Consider the following 18,033-nt stretch of genomic DNA (forward strand, 5'->3'; position numbering starts at 1 on the left):
GTTCGTTTCAATGGGTCTGATCTGCAGCTGCCACGGGTCGGAAGCGCGAAAAGCGCCATGGCTGCCGGGCAAGATCTTTGATTTCTGCCTGTACGCTCACGCTGGCAGGGTTGCCGTCTGATGTGCCACCGGCTCCAGATCCTGATTGCATTGACCCTCTTCGCTTTTCCAGTTCAGGCCGCCGGCCCTGGACGGCAGGCGACCGGCACCTTCGAGCGCAAGGAAGATGGATACGAGCAGGGCGTCGTTGTGAAGGCGTCCGGTGCGTCCGGCTATGTCGCTGAGTTCTCGGTCGGGTCCAGAGGCTGCGGTGGTGGTGTGACCATGAAGGGCCGATCGACCGGGCCTCGTACGATCCTCTTCAGCAAGACCGAGAACGGGCAGACTTGCCGGATCATGGCCCGTTACAGCCCCGACCTTCGATCGGTCGCTCTGGAGGAGGACGGCTGCCTGGCGTGGCACGGCGCCTCGTGTGAATTCCAGGGCACGCTGACGCGCAAGGGTCGATAACGGGCTCCGAAATCGTCACGCCGCCCCGTGTGGCGCGGGCGCCATCGACGGGAATTGGCCGCTCGGCCCCGCCCCGAGCTGCTCACGGGGCGGGGGAGCGCCTGATCTCACCAACGTCTGGGCCGGGCCGATACGCAAGGCGGCTCGGGCTCAGGACGTCCGCGGCGGTCACCGGGCCATACCGGCCGGGCTCAGGATAGTACCGCACCGGGGATCGGGGCACGAAGCAGCCCAGCGCGGCGGCGGCGAGGCTGAAAATTGGTCCGGGAAGAGGCGGGCAGAGCGTCGCAAGCGGTGGGCTCATTGCCTCACGGACGGCGCAGGCGGGGCCGCAAAACGCGACGTCGTTCATCATCGAGCCTGGGCGACCGCACCTTATTGACATCAGCACCGACACAGACCGCGCGCAAATCAGATATCGAATACGGAGTCGGAGCCAATCCGCGCTCGGTTTATTGACCTGCGGAGTGATGGCCTATATTTGCGGATCGCAACGGGATGGAGTCATTGAGCCCGAGTACGATTGAGGGGGTGGAACGTGCGTGTCAGCGATCTTACCGGCCCGGTCCTCGCAGGATTTAAAGAGTTCCGTATGGTTTGCAGGTCTGCAAATGCTGACAAGATCGGCGACCCAGGCCAGGCCCTGTATGGCATGGTCTACCCTGGGCGCGGTGAATTGTATAATTGTGCGCCCTACAAGGTCCGAAAATTCTTCGCGAGCCTGGCATACGCGGCATCTCTGAACTCGGAAAATCCAGAGTTTTCTTATCCGTCTGAACGTGAGCCCGGCTGATTGGTTGGGTCGATTTTTCGACCCGTGGTTGTGTTCGAGCGCTCAAGAGCGCGAGCCGACGGCGGATGAAAAAGCCCCGCGCGGCGGTGCCGGCGGGGCTGCGTGAATCTTTGGGTGGCGTGTTGGGCCAGCGCAAGCCGCGGGCCAGCCGACACGAAAAGGCCCGCGCCGGCGGATCGGGCGGGCCTAGATCTTCCGAGGGGTGAAATCAGCTGAGCGCGAGCAGGGCCCGCAGTCCGCTGATTTGGTCCGCGTAGCGATGCGCCCCGCCGATCATCGCCCCGTTCTCGTCGGTAATGTACCAGCCGCTGTGAACGGGGCTGCCCGGTTTCTCGTGGAAGTCGATGTAGGTGACCTTCAGCATGTCATGGCCCCCTCAAAGGCATGTATGGGGACAATGGGACCTGGCAGAGGGTCGTTCCGACGGCTGCGCTTGAGTCCGCCAAAAAAAACCGCCGCGGCCGGAGCCGGGCGGTTCACGGTGGTCTTTTCGGGCCATGTCGAGGCCCGGTCTGCGCGCGGGCAGACGGCGCGGTTGCGAGTCTCCGATCAGGCTCAGCGCCCCGCCAGCCCGATCTTCGCCAGCATGATCCCCCCGAAGGCCAGCAGCACCGCCGAGGCCAGCCCCCAGCCGATCTTGCGCAGGTCGCGCAGGTGCCCGACCATCAGCAGGATCGCGTGCCGGATCGGCGCCGGGACCGTGCTGCGTCCGTCCACCACAGGGTAGCCGGCTCGGTAGCACACCGTGACGGGGCCGGATTCCTGGTCCGGCGTCTCGTTCACGAGGCACATGGCGGGCGGGCACGGATAGACCCGGTCATCGGGATCGAGGTCGGCCGGGAAGGCGGTTTCGAGCACCTGCTCGCCGAGCGAACGCCTGTCCCAGCCGTCCGAGCCGTTATCGGCAGGTCCCGAAAACGGGCGTCTCGCCCTGGCAACGATGTCTTAGTCGGTTGTGTGCGATCGGCTTGTCCAGAGGTGCGCCAGGCGTCGGCAGAGAGGCTTCGCCGGTCACCTGCCCTGAACGATCACCATGCTCCATGTCCCGACCCGGCTAGGTCCGCCAAGCTCGACACGCGCGACGGCAGGACCCTGAACGACCGCTGAGGGCTGCGAGCCGCGCGTGCCATGGACTAACCGCCTCGATCGACGTTTTCGCCTTTTGCTTCCAGGCTGAATAAAGTTGAACATCAGTGCCAGGGTTCCATTGATGTTCGGATCGCCTGTTCGATCGTATGCCGCTCTCGTTACGTCACTGGTCGTTCTGGCCTTTGCGATTGTGTCAGGCGCGATCGTCTTCATCGCCGACATGTACGGTCAGGCGCTGCAGGATACCGAACGCAACCTCATCGGACTCTCCACGATCCTCGCTGATCAGGCCGATCGCTCGCTCCAGGCCCTCGAGATCGTTCAAGAAGCCATCATCGAGGATATGGCCGGCGCAAAGGTCTCGACTCCCGCGGAGTACGCGGCGGCGGCGAGCCGGCGCGACTTACATGAGGCACTCAAAGCGCGCGTCGCGGCATTGCCACAGGTCAACGCGGTCACGATCATCGATCACACCGGCCAGCTCCTGAACTTCAGCCGCTTCTGGCCGATCCCGAACGTCAACATCGCAGATCGGGATTACTTCAAGGCACTCGCTGCGGATCCGAAGCTGCAACGCTTCATCAGCGAACCGGTGCAGAACCGCGGCGACGGCGCTTGGACGATCTACATCGCCCGGAAGGTCACGGCGCCCGACGGAACGTTCCTCGGCCTCGTGCTCGGCGCGATCGAGCTCGGCTATTTCGAACGACTGTATCGGCAGATCGCACCGACCGACGACGCTGTTGTCTCGGTCTTCCGCCACGACGGGATGCTGCTCGTCCGTCATCCCTATCGGGATAACGTGATCGGTAAGATTCTGCCGACCACGGGGGCCGCGCGGATCGCCCAGACGAGTCCTCTGGGCGGTGTGATGCGCAACGTGAGCCCCGTCGATGATCAAGAACGCATCATCGCGACGAAGGCTCTCGCCGGCTACCCGCTCATTCTGAGCATCAGTCGTACGACGCAAGCGTGCCTGGCCCCCTTCCGCCGGCAGGCGCTCGCGGTCGGTGCAGCAACGGCACTCCTTCTGGTGTGCATCGCGGCCCTGTTTCGGCTCTTTCTTCGGGGGGCGAGCGCCGAGCGGCGGATCGCGAGCGCCGAAGAACGCGCCCGCAGCGAGCGTGACTTACGCGCCCATTACGAGCGGTTCGGCGTCGCTCTCGACAACATGGTCCAGGGGCTCTGCCTGTTCGACGCCGACGAGCGGCTCGTCATCCTGAACGCGCGCTTCGCCAGTCTCTACGCAATCCCCGATCACCTTCGGCAACCCGGCACGAAAGCCGAGGATCTCCGCAGGTTCGTGCTGGCGCAGCACCGCGGCTCAGGAGGTCCCTGGGAAGCCGTGCTGACGCCGCCATTGCCCCGGGTGCCTTCGGACACGGCGAGCGTCATGCATCTCACCGACGATCGGGACATCAGCGTCCTCCGCGTGCTCCTTCCGGACGGAGGCTGGATATCGACGCACGAGGACATCACGGAGCGCCGTCGGAGCGAAGCGCGTTTGCGCTTCCTCGCGCGGCACGACGTCCTGACCCAATTGCCGAATCGCCTGCATTTCGAGGAGGTCGTCGATCTTGAGTTGGCAGCAAGCGCCGATCGGGCCGAGGATGTGGCCCTTCTCTGTCTCGACCTCGACGGCTTCAAGCAGGTCAACGATCTGTTCGGCCATCCGGCCGGAGACCGCCTGCTGATCGAGGTCGCCGCGCGCTTGAAGGGATTGATCGGCGCGCGCGGCGCGGTCGCGCGCCTCGGCGGCGACGAATTCGCGGTGCTGGCGACAGATCTCGCCGCCACCGGGCACGCTGCCGCGAGGGCCCAGGCGATCATCGAGGCGATCTCTGCGCCCTACGCCGACGGCGAGCTGCGGTATTCCGTCAGTTGCAGTGTCGGGATCGCTCTCTTCCCCCACGATGGCGACACCTACGACGCCCTGCTATCCGCTTCCGATATGGCGCTGGTGCGCGCCAAGAAGGAAGGCAAGGGAACCTACCGCTTTTTCGAGGCGGAGATGGATAAGGCAGCGTTCGAGCGGCACCGGTTGGCTCTGGACCTGCGCGCGGCGATCGGGACCGGACAGTTCGCGCTGCACTACCAGCCCCAGTTCAGAGTCGCCTCGGATCGCGCCTGCGGCTTCGAAGCGCTTCTGCGATGGACTCATCCGACCCGTGGGACGATTTCGCCTGCGCAGTTCATACCGCTGGCAGAGGAGACCGGGGCGATCCTCCCGCTCGGCGAGTGGGTGCTCCGTGAGGCTTGCCGCGAGGCTGCGCGTTGGGCCTTGCCCCTCGGCATCGCCGTCAATCTCTCGATCGCGCAGCTCCAGCAAGCCGACCTGTGCGATGTCGTCGGTGCGGTGCTCAAGGAGACCGGACTGAAGGCCGACCGTCTCGAACTCGAGGTGACCGAGAGCCTCTTTCTGAAGGGTTCGGCACGCGCGCAGGAGACACTGCGCGACCTGAAGGCGCTCGGTGTGCGCATCTCGATGGATGATTTCGGAACGGGATACTCATCCCTGGCGACGTTGGAGGCTTTTCCGTTTGACAAGATCAAGATCGATCGGTCGTTCGTGTGGCAGATCGGCGTGACAAGCAAAGGCGGCGCGATCGTCCGGGCAATCCTCAGTCTCGGCGAGAGCTTGGACATTCCGGTCATCGCGGAGGGCGTCGAGACAGAGGGGCAGCTCACGTTTCTGCGGCAGCACGGGTGTGCAGAGATACAAGGCTATCTGCGCGGCAAGCCGCAGCCGATCGCCTCCTACCGCGCGCTCGTCGATCTCGATCGTGACCTCGAGGTCGCTTAGCGACCTTTGCCCGTGCTCCGGGCGCGATTCATCATTGCTCCTGCATTCCTCAGATCTCCGTTCGCTCGATGCGGGGCGGGCGAGCGGTCCGACCATCATTTGTCCCTTCCGGTCAGAGCGACCTCCGGGCGACACATCGGATCGCAGCCGTGGGGACGGCCCCGTAGCGCGCCGGCTGGTGCCGTCCGATCCGACCCTGGGCGTGTCGCTCCTCTCGGGCCGGAACGATGCGGGCGGCTTCCACGCCTGGACCGGAGAGGAATTGGCGCGGTTCGAGGCCTGCTGGCCGGTCGGCACCCGCAGCGCCTCGCCTTCGATCTGCTGCTCTACACCGGCCTGCGCCGCGGCGACGCGGTTCGGCTCGGCTGCCAGCACGTCCGGAACGGTGAATTCCCCATCCGCTCCGAAAGACCCGGATGGTGGTGATCGCGCCGATCCTGACGGCCCTCGCCGCGTCGATCGCCGCGGGGCCGACGGGCGATCCGTCGTTCATCTGCACCGAGCGCGGAGGGCCGTCCACCAAGGAATCGTTCGGCACGTGGGGCGGGAAGGTCTGCCGCTAGGCCCAATGCCCGGGTCCGGCTCATGGGCTGCGGAAGGCCGGAGCGCGTCGCGCCGCCGAGGATGGGGCGACAGAGGCGCAGCTCGACGCCCTGTTCGATTGGGCCGACGGAAGTCGGGAGAGCGCAACCTACACGCGGACGACCAACCGGGCTCGGATGGCCCGCGAGGCGCGCAGAACTCCCGCACCCTGGGCCCAGGAATTCCGCACCTCAGAAACAACAAAGCCCGCCAATGCGTTGGCGGGCTGCTGTCAGGCATTTGGTGCCCAGGAAAGGACTCGAACCTTCACCTCTCGCGAGACTGGTACCTGAAACCAGCGCGTCTACCAATTCCGCCACCTGGGCTTGCCGTCGGCCATCGGCCGGCGACGGCTCCGTTTAGGCAACCGAGCCGCCGCCGTCAATCGGGATTTCAGCCCTGCGGCCATTCCCGGATATCGACGAAGCGACCGGCCACCGCCGCGGCCGCCGCCATGGCCGGGGACACGAGGTGCGTCCGCCCGCGCGGACCCTGGCGGCCCTCGAAGTTGCGGTTCGACGTCGACGCGCAGCGCTCGCCCGGACGCAGCTTGTCCGGGTTCATCCCGAGGCACATGGAGCAACCCGGCTCGCGCCAGTCGAAGCCCGCGGCCTTGAGGATCTTGTCGAGCCCTTCCGCCTCCGCCTGCGCCTTCACGAGGCCAGAGCCCGGCACGATCATCGCCGAGACGCCCTCATGCACCTTGCGGTCGCCGACGACCCGCGCGACCTCACGCAGATCCTCGATGCGGCCGTTCGTGCAGGATCCGATGAAGATCCGGTCCAGGGTGATGTCGGTGATCTTGGTGCCCGGCGTCAGGCCCATATAGGCGAGCGCCTTCTCCTTCGACTGCCGCTTGTTCTCGTCGGCGATCTCGGACGGGTCCGGCACGCGGCCCTGGATCGAGATCACGTCCTCGGGGCTCGTGCCCCAGCTCACCAGCGGCGGGAGGGCGGCCGCGTCGAGGCGCACCTCGCGGTCGAAATGGGCGCCGTCGTCCGTGACGAGGCTCTCCCAGTACCGCCGCGCCGCGTCGAAGGCCGCTCCCTTGGGTGCCTTCGGCCTGTCCTTCACGTATGCGAAGGTCGTCGCGTCGGGAGCCACCATGCCGGCGCGGGCACCGCCCTCGATCGACATGTTGCAGATCGTCATCCGGCCTTCCATCGAGAGGGCGCGGATCGCCTCGCCAGCATACTCGATGACGTGGCCGGTGCCGCCAGCCGTCCCGATCTCGCCGATGATCGCCAGGATGATGTCCTTCGCGGTCACGCCCGGCGGCAGCGTCCCGTCGACGGAGACGCGCATGTTCCGGGCCTTGCGCTGCACCAGCGTCTGGGTGGCCAGCACGTGCTCGACCTCCGAGGTGCCGATGCCGTGGGCCAGCGCCCCGAAGGCCCCGTGCGTCGACGTGTGCGAATCGCCGCAGACGATCGTCTGCCCGGGCAGCGTGAAGCCCTGCTCGGGGCCGATGATGTGGACGATGCCCTGGCGCCGGTCGAGGGCGTCGTAGAACTCGATGCCGAAATCGCGGACGTTCTCGGCGAGCGCCTCGAGCTGCGTGCGGCTCTCAGGGTCGTCGATGCCCTGCGTGCGGTCCGATGTCTGGACGTTGTGGTCCACCACGGCGAGCGTCTTTTCCGGGTGGCGCACCTTCCGGCCGGCCACGCGGAGACCCTCGAACGCCTGCGGGCTCGTCACTTCGTGAACGAGGTGACGGTCGATGTAGAGGAGGCTGGAGCCGTCCGGCTGAACATCGACGACGTGGTCGTCCCAGATCTTGTCGTAGAGGGTGCGCGGGCTGGTCATCGGTCTTCGTCTTCGGAGATGGGATCGGTTCAGAACTCTCGCGATGATGCGTGGTCCTTAGTAGGCATCGCGCGCGGTTTTCGAAAGAGGCGAGCCCTGTCGCGGTCGATTGGCCGCCCGGCTGATCCGTGCGGTTGTCACCGCGGGCGGCCCGGCGCGCTGGCGCGCGACCCCGCACAGGCTCTATGCCGGGACGATGGCGGGGGCCGGCGCGGGCGAACGGCCGAACATGGGAGTGAACGATGGCTGAGGCCCCGGTCGAGATCCTGTTGCTCCGGAAGATGCATCCGCTCGTCGAGGCGGCCTTCGAGGGGCGGCACAGGGTCCACAGGCTGTCGGAGGCCGCGGATCCCGAGGCCCTGCTGGCCGAGATCGGCCCGCGGGTCCGCGCGCTCTGCGTCGGCGGTCACGTCAGCGTGGACGGGGCGCTGATGGACCGGCTGCCGAACCTGGAACTCATCGCGAATTTCGGGGTGGGCTACGATGCCGTCGACGCCGTGGCGGCGCATCGGCGCGGAATCATCGTCACCAACACGCCGGACGTTCTCACCGACGAGGTCGCCGACCTCGCCCTCGGCCTCGTCCTCGCGACCCTGCGGAAGATCCCCCAGGCCGACCGCTACCTGCGCGCCGGCCACTGGCCCAAGGCCCCCTTCCCGCTCACGGCCTCCTTGCGCGGGCGGCGGGTCGGCATCCTCGGTCTCGGCCGGATCGGGCGGGCGATCGCCCACCGCCTGGAGAGCTTCGGCGTCGCGATCGACTATCACGGCCGCAGCCGGCGGGCGGACGTTCCCTACACCTATCACGACACCTTGATCGGCCTCGCCCACGCGGTCCATATCCTGATCGTGGTGGCGCCCGGCGGGCCCGAGACGCGCAATCTCGTGAACGCCGACGTCCTGGAGGCGCTCGGCCCGGAGGGCATCCTGATCAACGTCGCCCGGGGGACGCTCGTCGACGAGGCGGCGCTGACCGCAGCGCTGACGGCGGGCACGATCCTGGGCGCCGGCCTCGACGTGTTCGAGAACGAGCCGCACGTCCCGGCGGACCTCGCCGCCCTCGACAATACGGTCCTGCTGCCGCATGTCGGGTCGGCCTCCGAGCACACCCGCGCGGCGATGGCCCAGCTCGTCGTCGACAACGTCGTCTCGTGGTTCGAGGGACGGGGCCCGCTGACGCCCGTCGCCGAGACACCCTGGAGACCGAACGCGTGACACCGGCACAGGCCGCCCGACTGGCCGCATCCGCCCTCATCGCAATGGGCGCGGTCGCCCAGCCTGCCGCCGCGCAGGACGTGCCGGCCGCGACCGTCGAACCGGGTGCTCCGCCGGCCGCGGAGACGCTCGCCGCGCCGCCCGTCCCGTCCGCGCCGCCCAGCCTGCCCGAAAGGCTCGGTCAGGCGCCGGGGACGTGGGACCTGTCCCGTGACGGCACCAACCGCCGCTGCGTCATGACCCTGGTGCTGGACAGCGGCGATGCGGGCCAAAGGTTGCGCTTCCCGGCCGGATGCCGCCGGGCCCTGCCCGTCCTGAACGGCGTCGCCGGCTGGCTGTTCGTCGAAGGGAACGTCCGCTTCGTGGACCGCAATGTCCGCCCCGTCCTCGAATTCACCCGGCGGCCGGACCAGCGCAGCCTCGTCGCGCTGGCCGAGGACGGTAACCGCTACAGCCTCGTCCCCCTCGACATCGTGGCCATGCGTCCGGCCGGCGCCGCAGGCTCGCCCGAGTCCGAGCCGGCCGTGGCAGCCAGCCCGAACCCCACCCCGCTCCAGGCCGCCGCCCCGGTTCCGGCCGAACTGCAGCCGGCGGCGACTGCTTCGGCGGCCCCCGCACCGGGTCTCTATGCCCTCGACCGGTTCCAGCAGCGCGACACCTGCCGGATCACCCTCGATGGCACCGGCGGCGGCGTGCACATCGTCCCGGGCTGCCACGACAGCGGCCTGGAGGTGTTCGATCCGGTCCGCTGGCGCTACGCGAACGGGCGGATGACGCTGACCGCCAAGCGCGGCCACAGCATCGACCTCGTGCCGAGTGGCGACGGACGCTGGCGGCGCGAACCGGAGGTCGGCACCGCCTTCGTCCTGCGCCGCGTCGACTGAGCGCGCCGCGGGGTTTCCGTCAGAGAGGTCACGCGAGCGACCGGCGATGCGTCAGCGGGACGACCCGCGACCGTCCTGTACCGGCAGCATCCGCTCCAGGAGTCCGTCCCGCCGGATGATCAGGTGCCACACCGTCCCGGCGACATGCAGCAGGACCAGGGCGTAGACGAGCCACTGGCCGAAGACGTGGATCGCCTCGAAGATCTTCTGGGCCGCGTCGTCCTTCGGCAGCCCCGGGACCGTGAACAGCCAGAAATACGGCGTGTCGCGACCGGACAGCGCGCTGAGCAGGTACCCGCTGATCGGCATGATCAGGAAGATCGCGTACAGGAGATAGTGATTGACGCGGCCGATCAGCGTCAGGAGCCGGGGCGCCTGCGGATCCGGCGGCGCCGGCCGGATCATCCGCCAGACGATCCGCAGGACCACGATCGCCAGGATCGTGAGGCCGACCGATTTGTGCAGCACGAACATGCTGCCCTTGGCCGGCGTCGGCGGCAGGCTGATCGCGACCCAGGCGAGCGGCAGGACCGCCAGGACCAGGGCCGCGCTCAGCCAGTGCAGCGCCTGCGACACCGGATGGTAGCGTGGCAGGCCGGAGGCCGTGACGTAGGTTGCGGGCAGCGCTGTCGCCGCCTTGCCGGCCGTGATCGGAGAACCTGACATGATCCCTCGCGGGTGAGCGTGGTCCGCCTTCGATCTAGGGCCCGCGGCAGGCCGGGGGAGTCTCGCGTCAGTCGGATGCGCCGGGTGCGGCCGTCCGCGCCACGTCGAGCAGGGCGGCAAGCTCCGCAGCCGCGGCGCGGATCCGGGCCGCCACGGTCTCGTCGACGATGCGGCCATCCACCAGGTCTTCGGATCCGGCATAGACGGAGGTCGGCGCGACATGCGCGGCAAAGAAGCCGAACAGCGGCCGGAGCCCGTGCTCGACCACCAGGGCGTGGCGAAGGCCGCCGCCCGTGGCGGTGAGGGCCACCGGCATGCCGATCATCCGGGCGGGATCGACGAAGTCGAACACGTGCTTGAACAGCCCGGCATAGCCGCCCTGATAGACCGGCGTCCCCACGATGAGGGCGTCCGCTCCTTCGATCGCCTCGACCAGGCGCAGGGCCGGTGCCGACAGCGCGTCCCGCTGTGTGGCGCCGAGGCCCGGGCCGGCATCCATCAGGTCGTAGACGGCGAGATCGATCCCGCGGAGGCGTCCGAGTTCGGCGCCGAGCGCCTCGACCAGGATGCGGGTGCGCGAGGGCCGCTTGGCGCTTCCCGAGAAGGCGACGATGCGGGCAACGCTGGGCTTCACACTCGACTCGACACTCACCACGAAACCTTCCGCCGCAGCATGCCCCGATCCGGGCCTTCGCAAACTCTGGCGCATGCGCGGCACGCGACACGAGTGGTTTTGACGGTAGCGCATTCCCGCGCCGTATAAACCCTCGGCGGAGCCGCATGGGCGGCGGTCCGACGCGACCGTCTCGAGCCGCCCCTCATCCGCGCAGCCGCCAGACATGGCTGCGCTTGATCTCGGCATCCTCCAGCGAACGCGAGACCGGCACCGCATAGGTGGCGAGACAATCGAGGCGGTCGCGCGGCAGGTACGTGCGGCCCGGATCGCCGATCAGCACCGTGACGCCCCGCGCCTGCAAACCGGAGAGCCAGGCGGTCACGGCCCCGGCGAGGTCGCGCTCGTAGAACACGTCGGCGGCCAGGACGAGGTCGACCTGCGGATCGCGGCCGAGGAGGTCGTCGCAGACCGGGGTGATCCGTCCGCCAACCCCGTTGGCCTCGGCGTTGAGGCGGATCGCCGCCTTGGCGAAGGGATCGAGGTCGCTGGCCACGACGTGGTCCGCTCCGGCGAGCGCGGCGGCGATCGCCACCAAGCCGGATCCCGAGGCAAAATCCAGGACGCGGGCCCCGTCCGCGACGTCGGGGTGGTCGAGGACGTACCGGGCGAGCGCTTGCCCGCCGGCCCAGGCGAAGGCCCAGAACGGCGGCGGCAGCCCGATCTCCTGCAACTCCTCCTCGGTCCGCTGCCAGAGGTCCGTCGCCTCGTCGGCGACGTGCAGATGGATCTCGGGTGCATGGGGCACGGGCAGCAGACGGGTGTTGGCCCGGATGAATCCGGCGGGATCGTCCGGCGCGCGCACGATCAGGCCTCCAGCAGGTCGCGCCATATGGCGCGGACATGGTCGGTCACGGCAGCCTCGGTGAAGCCCCCGGTCTCGATCCGGGTTCGTGCGGCCGCGCCCAGGCCGGCGACGAGGCCGGCATCCCCGCTCAGGCGCGCGAGGGCGGCGGCCAGGGCCGGCGCGTCGTTCGGAGGAACCAGCAGGCCCTCGACGCCATCGCGCACGAGGCTGCGGCAGCCCGGGACGTCGGACGCGACCAGGGCGCGGCCGCAGGAGGCCGCTTCCAGCAGCGTCCGCGGCAAGCCCTCGCCGCCGCGAGACGGCAGGCAGGCGACATGGTGGCCGGCCCAGACCGCCGCCACGTCGGTCGTCGGCCCGTGCCAGACGATGCCGTCGCGGCTCCACGCACGCAGGGTCCCCTCGTCGATCGCCCGCCGGTTCGATGGGTCCGGCGCACCATACAGCGCCAGCTCGACCGGCGCGCCCTGGGCCCGGGCGAGGCGGACCGCCTCGACGGCGACGTCGATCCCCTTCGACCAGAGCATGCGGGCGACCACGGCCACCCGGAGCGGCGGCATGGGCGGCAGCGGGCGCGGGACGAACGCGGCCGGATCGACGCCGGCGCCGCCCACCACGGTCACGGACTGCTCCAGCGGATCGAGACCCAGGGCCCGGGCATCGTCCGGGTTCTCGAACAGGAAGCGGGTTCGGGACGAGGCCAGTGGGCCGCGGATCAGTGTCCGCAGGGCGAGGCGGGCCGCCCGCCCCAGCCGGTCGCCCCGGGCCCCGACGAGGCCGAGGCCGGTCAGCGCGTAGACCCGGGACGGGATGCCCGCCATGGCGGCGGCGGTGCCGCCGACCAGGATCCCGCGGAGGGCGATGCAGTGGACGATGTCGGCCTTGAGGGCCTTGAGGATGGCCGCGAGCTGCCCGGCCGCGTAACCCGCGGCCATCGGGTTGAGGCTCGCCCGCTCGGCTTCCAGGGGCACGACCTGCGCGCCGGTCGCCTCGATGACGGCGCGATGGGCCCGGACCCGCGTCACCACCGCGACCGCGAGGCCCATGGCGATCGCCGCGCGGGCCATCGGCAGGAAATGCGAGGCGAAGAACCAGTCCTCGGTCACCACGAAGACCAGACGGCGCATCGGAACGGGCCTGTTCCCGGGGGTGACTTCGGACTGCATCCGATCCCTCTAGCACGTCGGCGCGGATCGTCCTGCGACGGATGTGCTGCCCCGGAACGGCGATCCGGGGATGCCAGTTGATCGAGGCCTTCCCGCCGGGCGCTCAGCCGGGCGGCGTAGATGGGAGGGGTGGCGCATGGCGGGTGTCGAGACGGCGGAAAACGGCGGAGACCTCCGTGCGGCGGCGGCGGAGGCCGGCCTCGTCTACGTCGATGATGGCCGGCCGGGCCTGTCGCGCCGCCGCAGCGGCTCCGGCTTCCGCTACCTCGACGCGAAGGGCGCCCCGGTGCGCGACAAGGCGAAGCTCGCCCGCATCCGCGCGCTGGCGATCCCTCCGGCCTACACGGATGTCTGGATCTGCCCCCGCAGCAACGGCCACATCCAGGCGACCGGCCGCGATGCCAAGGGCCGCAAGCAGTACCGCTACCACCCGGATTTCCGGCAGGCGCGAGAGGCCAACAAGTTCTCGCGGATCATGGCCTTCGCGGACGCCCTGCCGGGCATCCGCTGGCGGGTCGATGCCGACATGAAGCGGCCGGGCCTGCCCCGCGAGAAGGTGCTGGCCACCGTGGTCCACCTGCTCGAGACCACGCTGATCCGCGTCGGCAACGACGATTACGCGCGGACCAACAAGAGTTACGGCCTGACGACCCTGCGCGATCCCCATGTGCGGATCGCGGGTTCGGCCCTGTCGTTCCGGTTCAAGGGCAAGAGCGGCAAGATCTGGGACGTGTCGCTGAAGGACCGGCGCGTCGCCCGGATCGTGAAGGCCTGCCAGGACCTGCCCGGACAGGAGCTGTTCCAGTACCTCGATCCGGACGGCACGCAGCGCGACGTCACCTCCTCGGACGTGAACGCGTATCTGCGGGAGATCACCGGCGAGGACTTCACCGCCAAGGATTTCCGGACCTGGGCCGGTACGGTGCTGGCGGCGCTGGCGCTGCGCGAGTTCGAAAGCTTCGACAGCGAGGCGGGGGCCAAGCGCAACATCCGCGCGGCCATCGAGAGCGTCGCCGGCCGCCTCGGAAACACCCCGACGATCTGCCGCAAGTGCTACATCCACCCGCAGATCCTCGACTGCTATCTGGAGGGTGACCTGCTCCTGCAGGTGAAGGGCGCGGTCGAGTCCGAGCTGAGCGAGGATCTCTCCCGGCTGCGGCCGGAGGAGGCGGCGGTGCTGGGGCTGCTCCAGGCGCGGCTGTCCGCGGCCGGGGATAGCGTCCGGGCCGGGGCGCGGGTCAAGCCGGCGGGAACGCGCATGCGCGGCTCGAAGAAGCCGCGGGATAAGGTTGCGGCGCCGACGACCGCTTCCAAGACGTCCGGCATGGCCGAGACCGCGCCGAAGGCCAAACGGGCCTCCCGGGTCCGCAGGAAGGCTGCGGCTGCTTAGGGGGGCGGTCCCGGCGGGACCGCCCGGAGTCCCGCTCAGTGCCGGGACTGGTTGTCGTTGCCGGATGACCGGCTGTCGGTCCCGCGCCGGACCTGCTCCCCGCTCTCGACGACGGGTGCAAGTCCGAGCTGCCGGGCGAGAGAGACCAGATCCTTCAGCCGTCCGGTCTGGGTCTTGCGCCGCAGGTTGAGCCGGTGAGTCTCCACGGTGCGGACGCTGAGCGCCAGCCGCCGCGCGACCTCCTTGTTGCTGAACCCGGAGCTGAGGAAGCGCAGCACCTCGGCCTCCCGGGGCGTGAGCCCGAGGCCGTCCCCCGCCTCGGCCGGCAGCGCCACCGGTTGCTCCGGGGGAACAAGGCAATCGGAGCCCTCGGCGAGAGCGAGCAACGCGGCGCCGAGTTCCCGCGGCGACTTGGACCGCGCCACGAAGGCGTCTGCGCCCGCGGCCAGCAGGGCGCGCAGGTCGTCCGCCGTGAGGGCGCCGAAGGCGACCAGCGTGCGGAGATTCGGCTGCCGCTCCTTCAGCGCGACGATGCGGGCAATGCCGTCGGCCAGCCGGATCTCGTCGAGAAAGACCAGGGCGACGATGCTGCCGGCGTCAGCGCGGTCCAGATCGGCTTCCCCGACGGTGTGGAACTCCGGCATGTGTTCCAGTGTGGCGCGCACCGTCGCGCTCAGGTCCTCCGGCTCATCCAGGATCAGGACGCCAACGGCCGTACTCATGACCTCGCACCTCGCTCTCCCAGCTTGATACAGGCGGCCGGGATCGAAGGCGAAGTTCCAAGATCCGTTCCAATAACGGTTGATGAATATTAAGCTTTATATTGGCGGAATCGCGCCGCTCTGGCGGATACTCGGCGGATCGATGCGCCGATCTGGGACGACGTCCGAACACTGCTCGACAGACTGTGCCGATTTGGGCCTGCCCCGCCGTCTCAACCTGCGACGGCCCGGGCCCCCTCGCCCCGGTCCGGCACCACCCGGTTCCGGCCGCTTCCCTTGGCGGCGTAGAGGGCGATGTCCGCCCGCTTGACCAGGGCCTCGATGCTGTCGCCGTCGCGCCACGTGCTGACGCCGAAGCTGCAGCTCAAGCCCACCGGCCCCTTGGTCCCGCGGATCTTCAGGGCCTGGACGCCGATACGAAGATATTCGGCATGCGCCACCGCCCTCAGAAGGCTGCAGCCCGGCAGGATCACGGCGAATTCTTCCCCGCCGAGGCGTCCGGCGATCCCCTCCCCGGAGATCGTCTCGGCCACGGCCTTGATCGCCACGTCGCCGACATCGTGACCGTGCTCGTCGTTGATGCGTTTGAAATGGTCGATGTCGAGCAGGATCGCCGAGATCGCGGGCGGGGTCCGGTGCTGCTCCACGGCGATGCGCGCCCGGTTGAAGAAGGCGCGCCGGTTGTAGGAGCCGGTCAACGGGTCCGTTTCGGCGAGGCGGATCAACTCCTCTTGCAGGGTCGTCAGGCGCTCCGCCGCGCGCAGCCGCGCGTTCAGTTCCTCGGCGCTCGGCGGCTTCTCGATGAAGTCGTCGGCGCCGCTGTCGAGGGCCTCGGCCAGGCTGCGGACGTTGCGCGCCGACGACATGGTGATGACGTGCAGCGGCCCCCGGGATTCCGCGAGAAGCCGGGCCGACCAGCAGAGTTCCAGCCCACAGAGCGGCCGGACCTCCAGGCTGGTGATCAGGACGCGAACCGCGGGCGTCGCCGCCAGGAATTGCAGCGCCTGCTCGGAATCCGTGAAGGCGTGCACCGCGTGGCCCCGAGGCTCGATCAGCGACGTGATGATCTGCAACACGACGCGGCTCGAGTCGACGATGACAATCTGCATGGCGTGACCCGCAACTGAGATCCGCGGTTTAAGCTGGAAGGCTTAACTCCCCCCCAACGGAGCTGATTTCAGCATGAGCGTGGCGATTACCACTCCGGATCGGCGTTATATCGTTGTTCGGGAACGCCTGTGGCGCTGCGCCAACCCGGATTTGTCGGAGGCCTGCAGGGCGGCGCTGGTGAAGCGCCTGATGGCCGCGCGCCGGGACGTCAAGCACGCCAAGCAGGCTGAGCGGGCCGGCGAAGCGGGGGCCGCGGAAGCGCTGACGGCCGCCAGGGCCGCGGTGGACGCGGCCAAGATCGCCCTCGGCGAGCGCGGGCCGGTCTGGTGGACGGACGGCGCGCCAGACCTGAACCGGCACCTCGTCCGCAACACGCCCTACGCGCCGTGGTTCGCGGCGCTCACCGCCGGGGAACTCGAACCGCGATGACCCGTGCCCCGGCCACCGGGTCTGCGCCGACCGCGCGCTCGTGGCGCCGAACCTTGGGCGCGGCGTTGATCACCGTCAGGGTCGGCTGGGCCGCCGGAGCGGCCGGAATCCCCGTCACCGTCGGGATGCCGTAAGTGCCGTAGCTCCATGGAGCGGGCACGATCTGGCTCGGGCGCGGCACGCGGGTCAGCGGAGCGCCGATATAGGTTCCGCGCACGAATTCGCCGGCGAAGCTCGGATCGCCGGCATAGCCCGAACCGTACGAGACCGGCGCGTAGGGCTCGATGCTCCGGAAGGTCTGCGCCGACGCGGGCGCAGCCGCCGCCAGGGCGATCACCGTCAGGACCATCCGGTTTGTCATGAGGCCGGCTCCGATGAGGGGCGGCGCGCTCGGTCCGCGCCGGATGCGGGGCCAACAGACCGGATCATCCGCCGTTCCGCGTTTCCAGCCGCGGAGAGTGCTGAATAACCCCTCATACCGGCACGATCGACGCTCGGATGCGGCACACTCACCGGCAGGTGGTGATCCGCCGGACCACCCAGCCCTCCCCTTCGATCCACAGGCGGCGACGGGCCCGGCTGCAGGTGACGTCGTCGTCCCGCTCCACGGTCGCGCCGTGAACCTGCGGATCGGCTTCGGCGACCTTGGTTTCGACAGGGGTGGGTGCGGCCTGAGCCGCGAGCGGCATGAGGAACAATGCGGCGCCGGCTGCGCCGACGGCAATCAAACGGATCTTCATGGCGGGAAACGCGCTCTGCGGCCGTGCTTGGGGATTCGCTTCAGGAATGCACGGGCCGCCGGTTCGGTTGCATCCGTTGCGGTGAGCCGTGCGCCCTCTCACATCCGCGGCCGCGGCGCTTAGATTTCCCGGCATTCGCGAGTAAGGAAGAACAAAACCGGACGCGCCGGTGTCCTGACGTCCTGCGAGGTCCCTGATCGCGGGCTGCGCGGCTCGGTCCACGAAGCAAGGGTTCATGAGCAAGCCGAAGCCTCCGACCAACGCGCTCCTGACGCCGGAGAAGCGTGCCGAAGATGTGGATCAGACGATCCGCCCTCTGAGCCTGTCCGAATTCATCGGGCAGCGTGCGGCGCGGGCGAACATGCAGGTGTTCATCGAGGCGGCGCGGAAGACCGGCCAGGCGCTGGACCACGTACTGTTCGTCGGCCCCCCGGGCCTGGGCAAGACGACGCTCGCCCAGATCGTGGCGCGCGAACTCGGCGTGAACTTCCGCTCGACCTCCGGCCCGGTGATCGCCAAGGCCGGGGACCTGGCCGCGCAGCTCACCAACCTGGAGGAGCGCGACGTCCTGTTCATCGACGAGATCCACCGGCTCAACCCGGCGGTGGAGGAGATCCTCTACCCGGCCATGGAGGATTACCAGCTCGACCT

Annotated in this window: 19 protein-coding genes and 1 tRNA gene; 8 read left to right on the forward strand and 12 right to left on the reverse strand. The window is 68.9% G+C overall.

Going from position 1 to position 18,033, the window contains the following annotated elements:
* The first annotated feature begins 120 nt into the window (after positions 1-120).
* A complete protein-coding gene (locus tag BM396_RS12445) occupies positions 121-510 on the forward strand; it encodes a hypothetical protein (RefSeq protein ID WP_043388622.1) in 390 nt (129 codons plus the stop codon).
* A gap of 1,001 nt (positions 511-1,511) precedes the next feature.
* Here BM396_RS12445 and BM396_RS32765 read toward each other — a convergent pair.
* The gene (locus BM396_RS32765; protein ID WP_158713338.1) at positions 1,512-1,667 is read right to left on the reverse strand and encodes a hypothetical protein; all 156 of its coding nucleotides are present in this window, start codon (positions 1,665-1,667) and stop codon (positions 1,512-1,514) included.
* A gap of 191 nt (positions 1,668-1,858) precedes the next feature.
* A complete protein-coding gene (locus BM396_RS12450) occupies positions 1,859-2,161 on the reverse strand; it encodes a head-tail connector protein (protein WP_043388618.1) in 303 nt (100 codons plus the stop codon).
* Between the two features lie 352 nt (positions 2,162-2,513).
* Between BM396_RS12450 and BM396_RS12455 the strand changes: the two genes are divergently transcribed.
* Entirely contained in the window at positions 2,514-5,195 is a 2,682-nt protein-coding gene (locus BM396_RS12455) for a bifunctional diguanylate cyclase/phosphodiesterase (RefSeq protein ID WP_081948898.1), read from the forward strand.
* 416 nt (positions 5,196-5,611) lie between these two features.
* Positions 5,612-5,758: a hypothetical protein gene (locus BM396_RS33115; RefSeq protein ID WP_199807278.1), complete on the forward strand. Its 147-nt coding sequence runs from the start codon at positions 5,612-5,614 to the stop codon at positions 5,756-5,758.
* 260 nt (positions 5,759-6,018) lie between these two features.
* On the opposite strand, the gene BM396_RS12465 is transcribed toward BM396_RS33115, so the two are convergent.
* Both BM396_RS12465 and leuC read right to left on the reverse strand, forming a co-directional pair.
* Positions 6,019-6,103, reverse strand: a tRNA-Leu gene (locus BM396_RS12465).
* Between the two features lie 67 nt (positions 6,104-6,170).
* Positions 6,171-7,583 (reverse strand): 3-isopropylmalate dehydratase large subunit, encoded by a 1,413-nt coding sequence (leuC, locus tag BM396_RS12470; protein WP_043388616.1) that lies wholly within the window; start codon positions 7,581-7,583, stop codon positions 6,171-6,173.
* Between the two features lie 242 nt (positions 7,584-7,825).
* On the opposite strand from leuC, the gene BM396_RS12475 reads away from it, so the two are divergent.
* Both BM396_RS12475 and BM396_RS12480 read left to right on the forward strand, forming a co-directional pair.
* Entirely contained in the window at positions 7,826-8,797 is a 972-nt protein-coding gene (locus tag BM396_RS12475; RefSeq protein WP_043354484.1) for a 2-hydroxyacid dehydrogenase, read from the forward strand.
* On the forward strand, positions 8,794-9,681 hold the full coding sequence (locus tag BM396_RS12480; protein ID WP_043388613.1) for an AprI/Inh family metalloprotease inhibitor: 888 nt from the start codon (positions 8,794-8,796) through the stop codon (positions 9,679-9,681). The genes BM396_RS12475 and BM396_RS12480 overlap by 4 nt, the downstream gene beginning before the upstream one ends.
* Positions 9,682-9,732: 51 nt before the next feature.
* Here BM396_RS12480 and BM396_RS12485 read toward each other — a convergent pair whose 3' ends face one another.
* The 4 genes from BM396_RS12485 to BM396_RS12500 form a co-directional block, all read right to left on the reverse strand.
* Positions 9,733-10,347, reverse strand: coding sequence for a cytochrome b (locus tag BM396_RS12485; RefSeq protein WP_043354496.1), 615 nt, complete (start codon positions 10,345-10,347; stop codon positions 9,733-9,735).
* Positions 10,348-10,414: 67 nt separating this feature from the next.
* On the reverse strand, positions 10,415-11,002 hold the full coding sequence (locus BM396_RS12490) for an NAD(P)H-dependent oxidoreductase (RefSeq protein WP_081948896.1): 588 nt from the start codon (positions 11,000-11,002) through the stop codon (positions 10,415-10,417).
* A 163-nt stretch (positions 11,003-11,165) separates the two neighbouring features.
* Complete coding sequence (locus tag BM396_RS12495; protein ID WP_043388608.1) at positions 11,166-11,825, reverse strand: class I SAM-dependent methyltransferase; 660 nt, start codon at positions 11,823-11,825, stop codon at positions 11,166-11,168.
* 2 nt (positions 11,826-11,827) lie between these two features.
* Positions 11,828-12,991: a glycosyltransferase gene (locus tag BM396_RS12500; protein WP_051976344.1), complete on the reverse strand. Its 1,164-nt coding sequence runs from the start codon at positions 12,989-12,991 to the stop codon at positions 11,828-11,830.
* Positions 12,992-13,127: 136 nt separating this feature from the next.
* Here BM396_RS12500 and BM396_RS12505 point away from each other — a divergent pair, with 136 nt between their 5' ends.
* The gene (locus tag BM396_RS12505) at positions 13,128-14,381 is read left to right on the forward strand and encodes a DNA topoisomerase IB (RefSeq protein ID WP_043388604.1); all 1,254 of its coding nucleotides are present in this window, start codon (positions 13,128-13,130) and stop codon (positions 14,379-14,381) included.
* Between the two features lie 35 nt (positions 14,382-14,416).
* Here BM396_RS12505 and BM396_RS12510 read toward each other — a convergent pair whose 3' ends face one another.
* Positions 14,417-15,103: a LuxR C-terminal-related transcriptional regulator gene (locus tag BM396_RS12510; protein WP_043349091.1), complete on the reverse strand. Its 687-nt coding sequence runs from the start codon at positions 15,101-15,103 to the stop codon at positions 14,417-14,419.
* A 212-nt stretch (positions 15,104-15,315) separates the two neighbouring features.
* Positions 15,316-16,212, reverse strand: a complete 897-nt coding sequence (locus tag BM396_RS12515) for a GGDEF domain-containing protein (protein ID WP_043349093.1) — start codon at positions 16,210-16,212, stop codon at positions 15,316-15,318.
* 73 nt (positions 16,213-16,285) lie between these two features.
* On the opposite strand from BM396_RS12515, the gene BM396_RS12520 reads away from it, so the two are divergent.
* Complete coding sequence (locus tag BM396_RS12520) at positions 16,286-16,642, forward strand: hypothetical protein (RefSeq protein ID WP_081948894.1); 357 nt, start codon at positions 16,286-16,288, stop codon at positions 16,640-16,642.
* On the opposite strand, the gene BM396_RS12525 is transcribed toward BM396_RS12520, so the two are convergent.
* Both BM396_RS12525 and BM396_RS12530 read right to left on the reverse strand, forming a co-directional pair.
* Entirely contained in the window at positions 16,614-17,003 is a 390-nt protein-coding gene (locus BM396_RS12525; protein ID WP_043349095.1) for a hypothetical protein, read from the reverse strand. The two genes, BM396_RS12520 and BM396_RS12525, sit on opposite strands and share 29 nt — an antisense overlap.
* Before the next feature lie 148 nt (positions 17,004-17,151).
* Entirely contained in the window at positions 17,152-17,382 is a 231-nt protein-coding gene (locus BM396_RS12530) for a hypothetical protein (protein WP_043388602.1), read from the reverse strand.
* 235 nt (positions 17,383-17,617) lie between these two features.
* Between BM396_RS12530 and BM396_RS12535 the strand changes: the two genes are divergently transcribed.
* A partial coding sequence (locus BM396_RS12535; RefSeq protein ID WP_139239484.1) for an AAA family ATPase occupies positions 17,618-18,033 on the forward strand: 416 nt, incomplete at its 3' end.

The organism is Methylobacterium sp. UNCCL125, assembly GCF_900116795.1.
Lineage (GTDB): Bacteria > Pseudomonadota > Alphaproteobacteria > Rhizobiales > Beijerinckiaceae > Methylobacterium > Methylobacterium fujisawaense.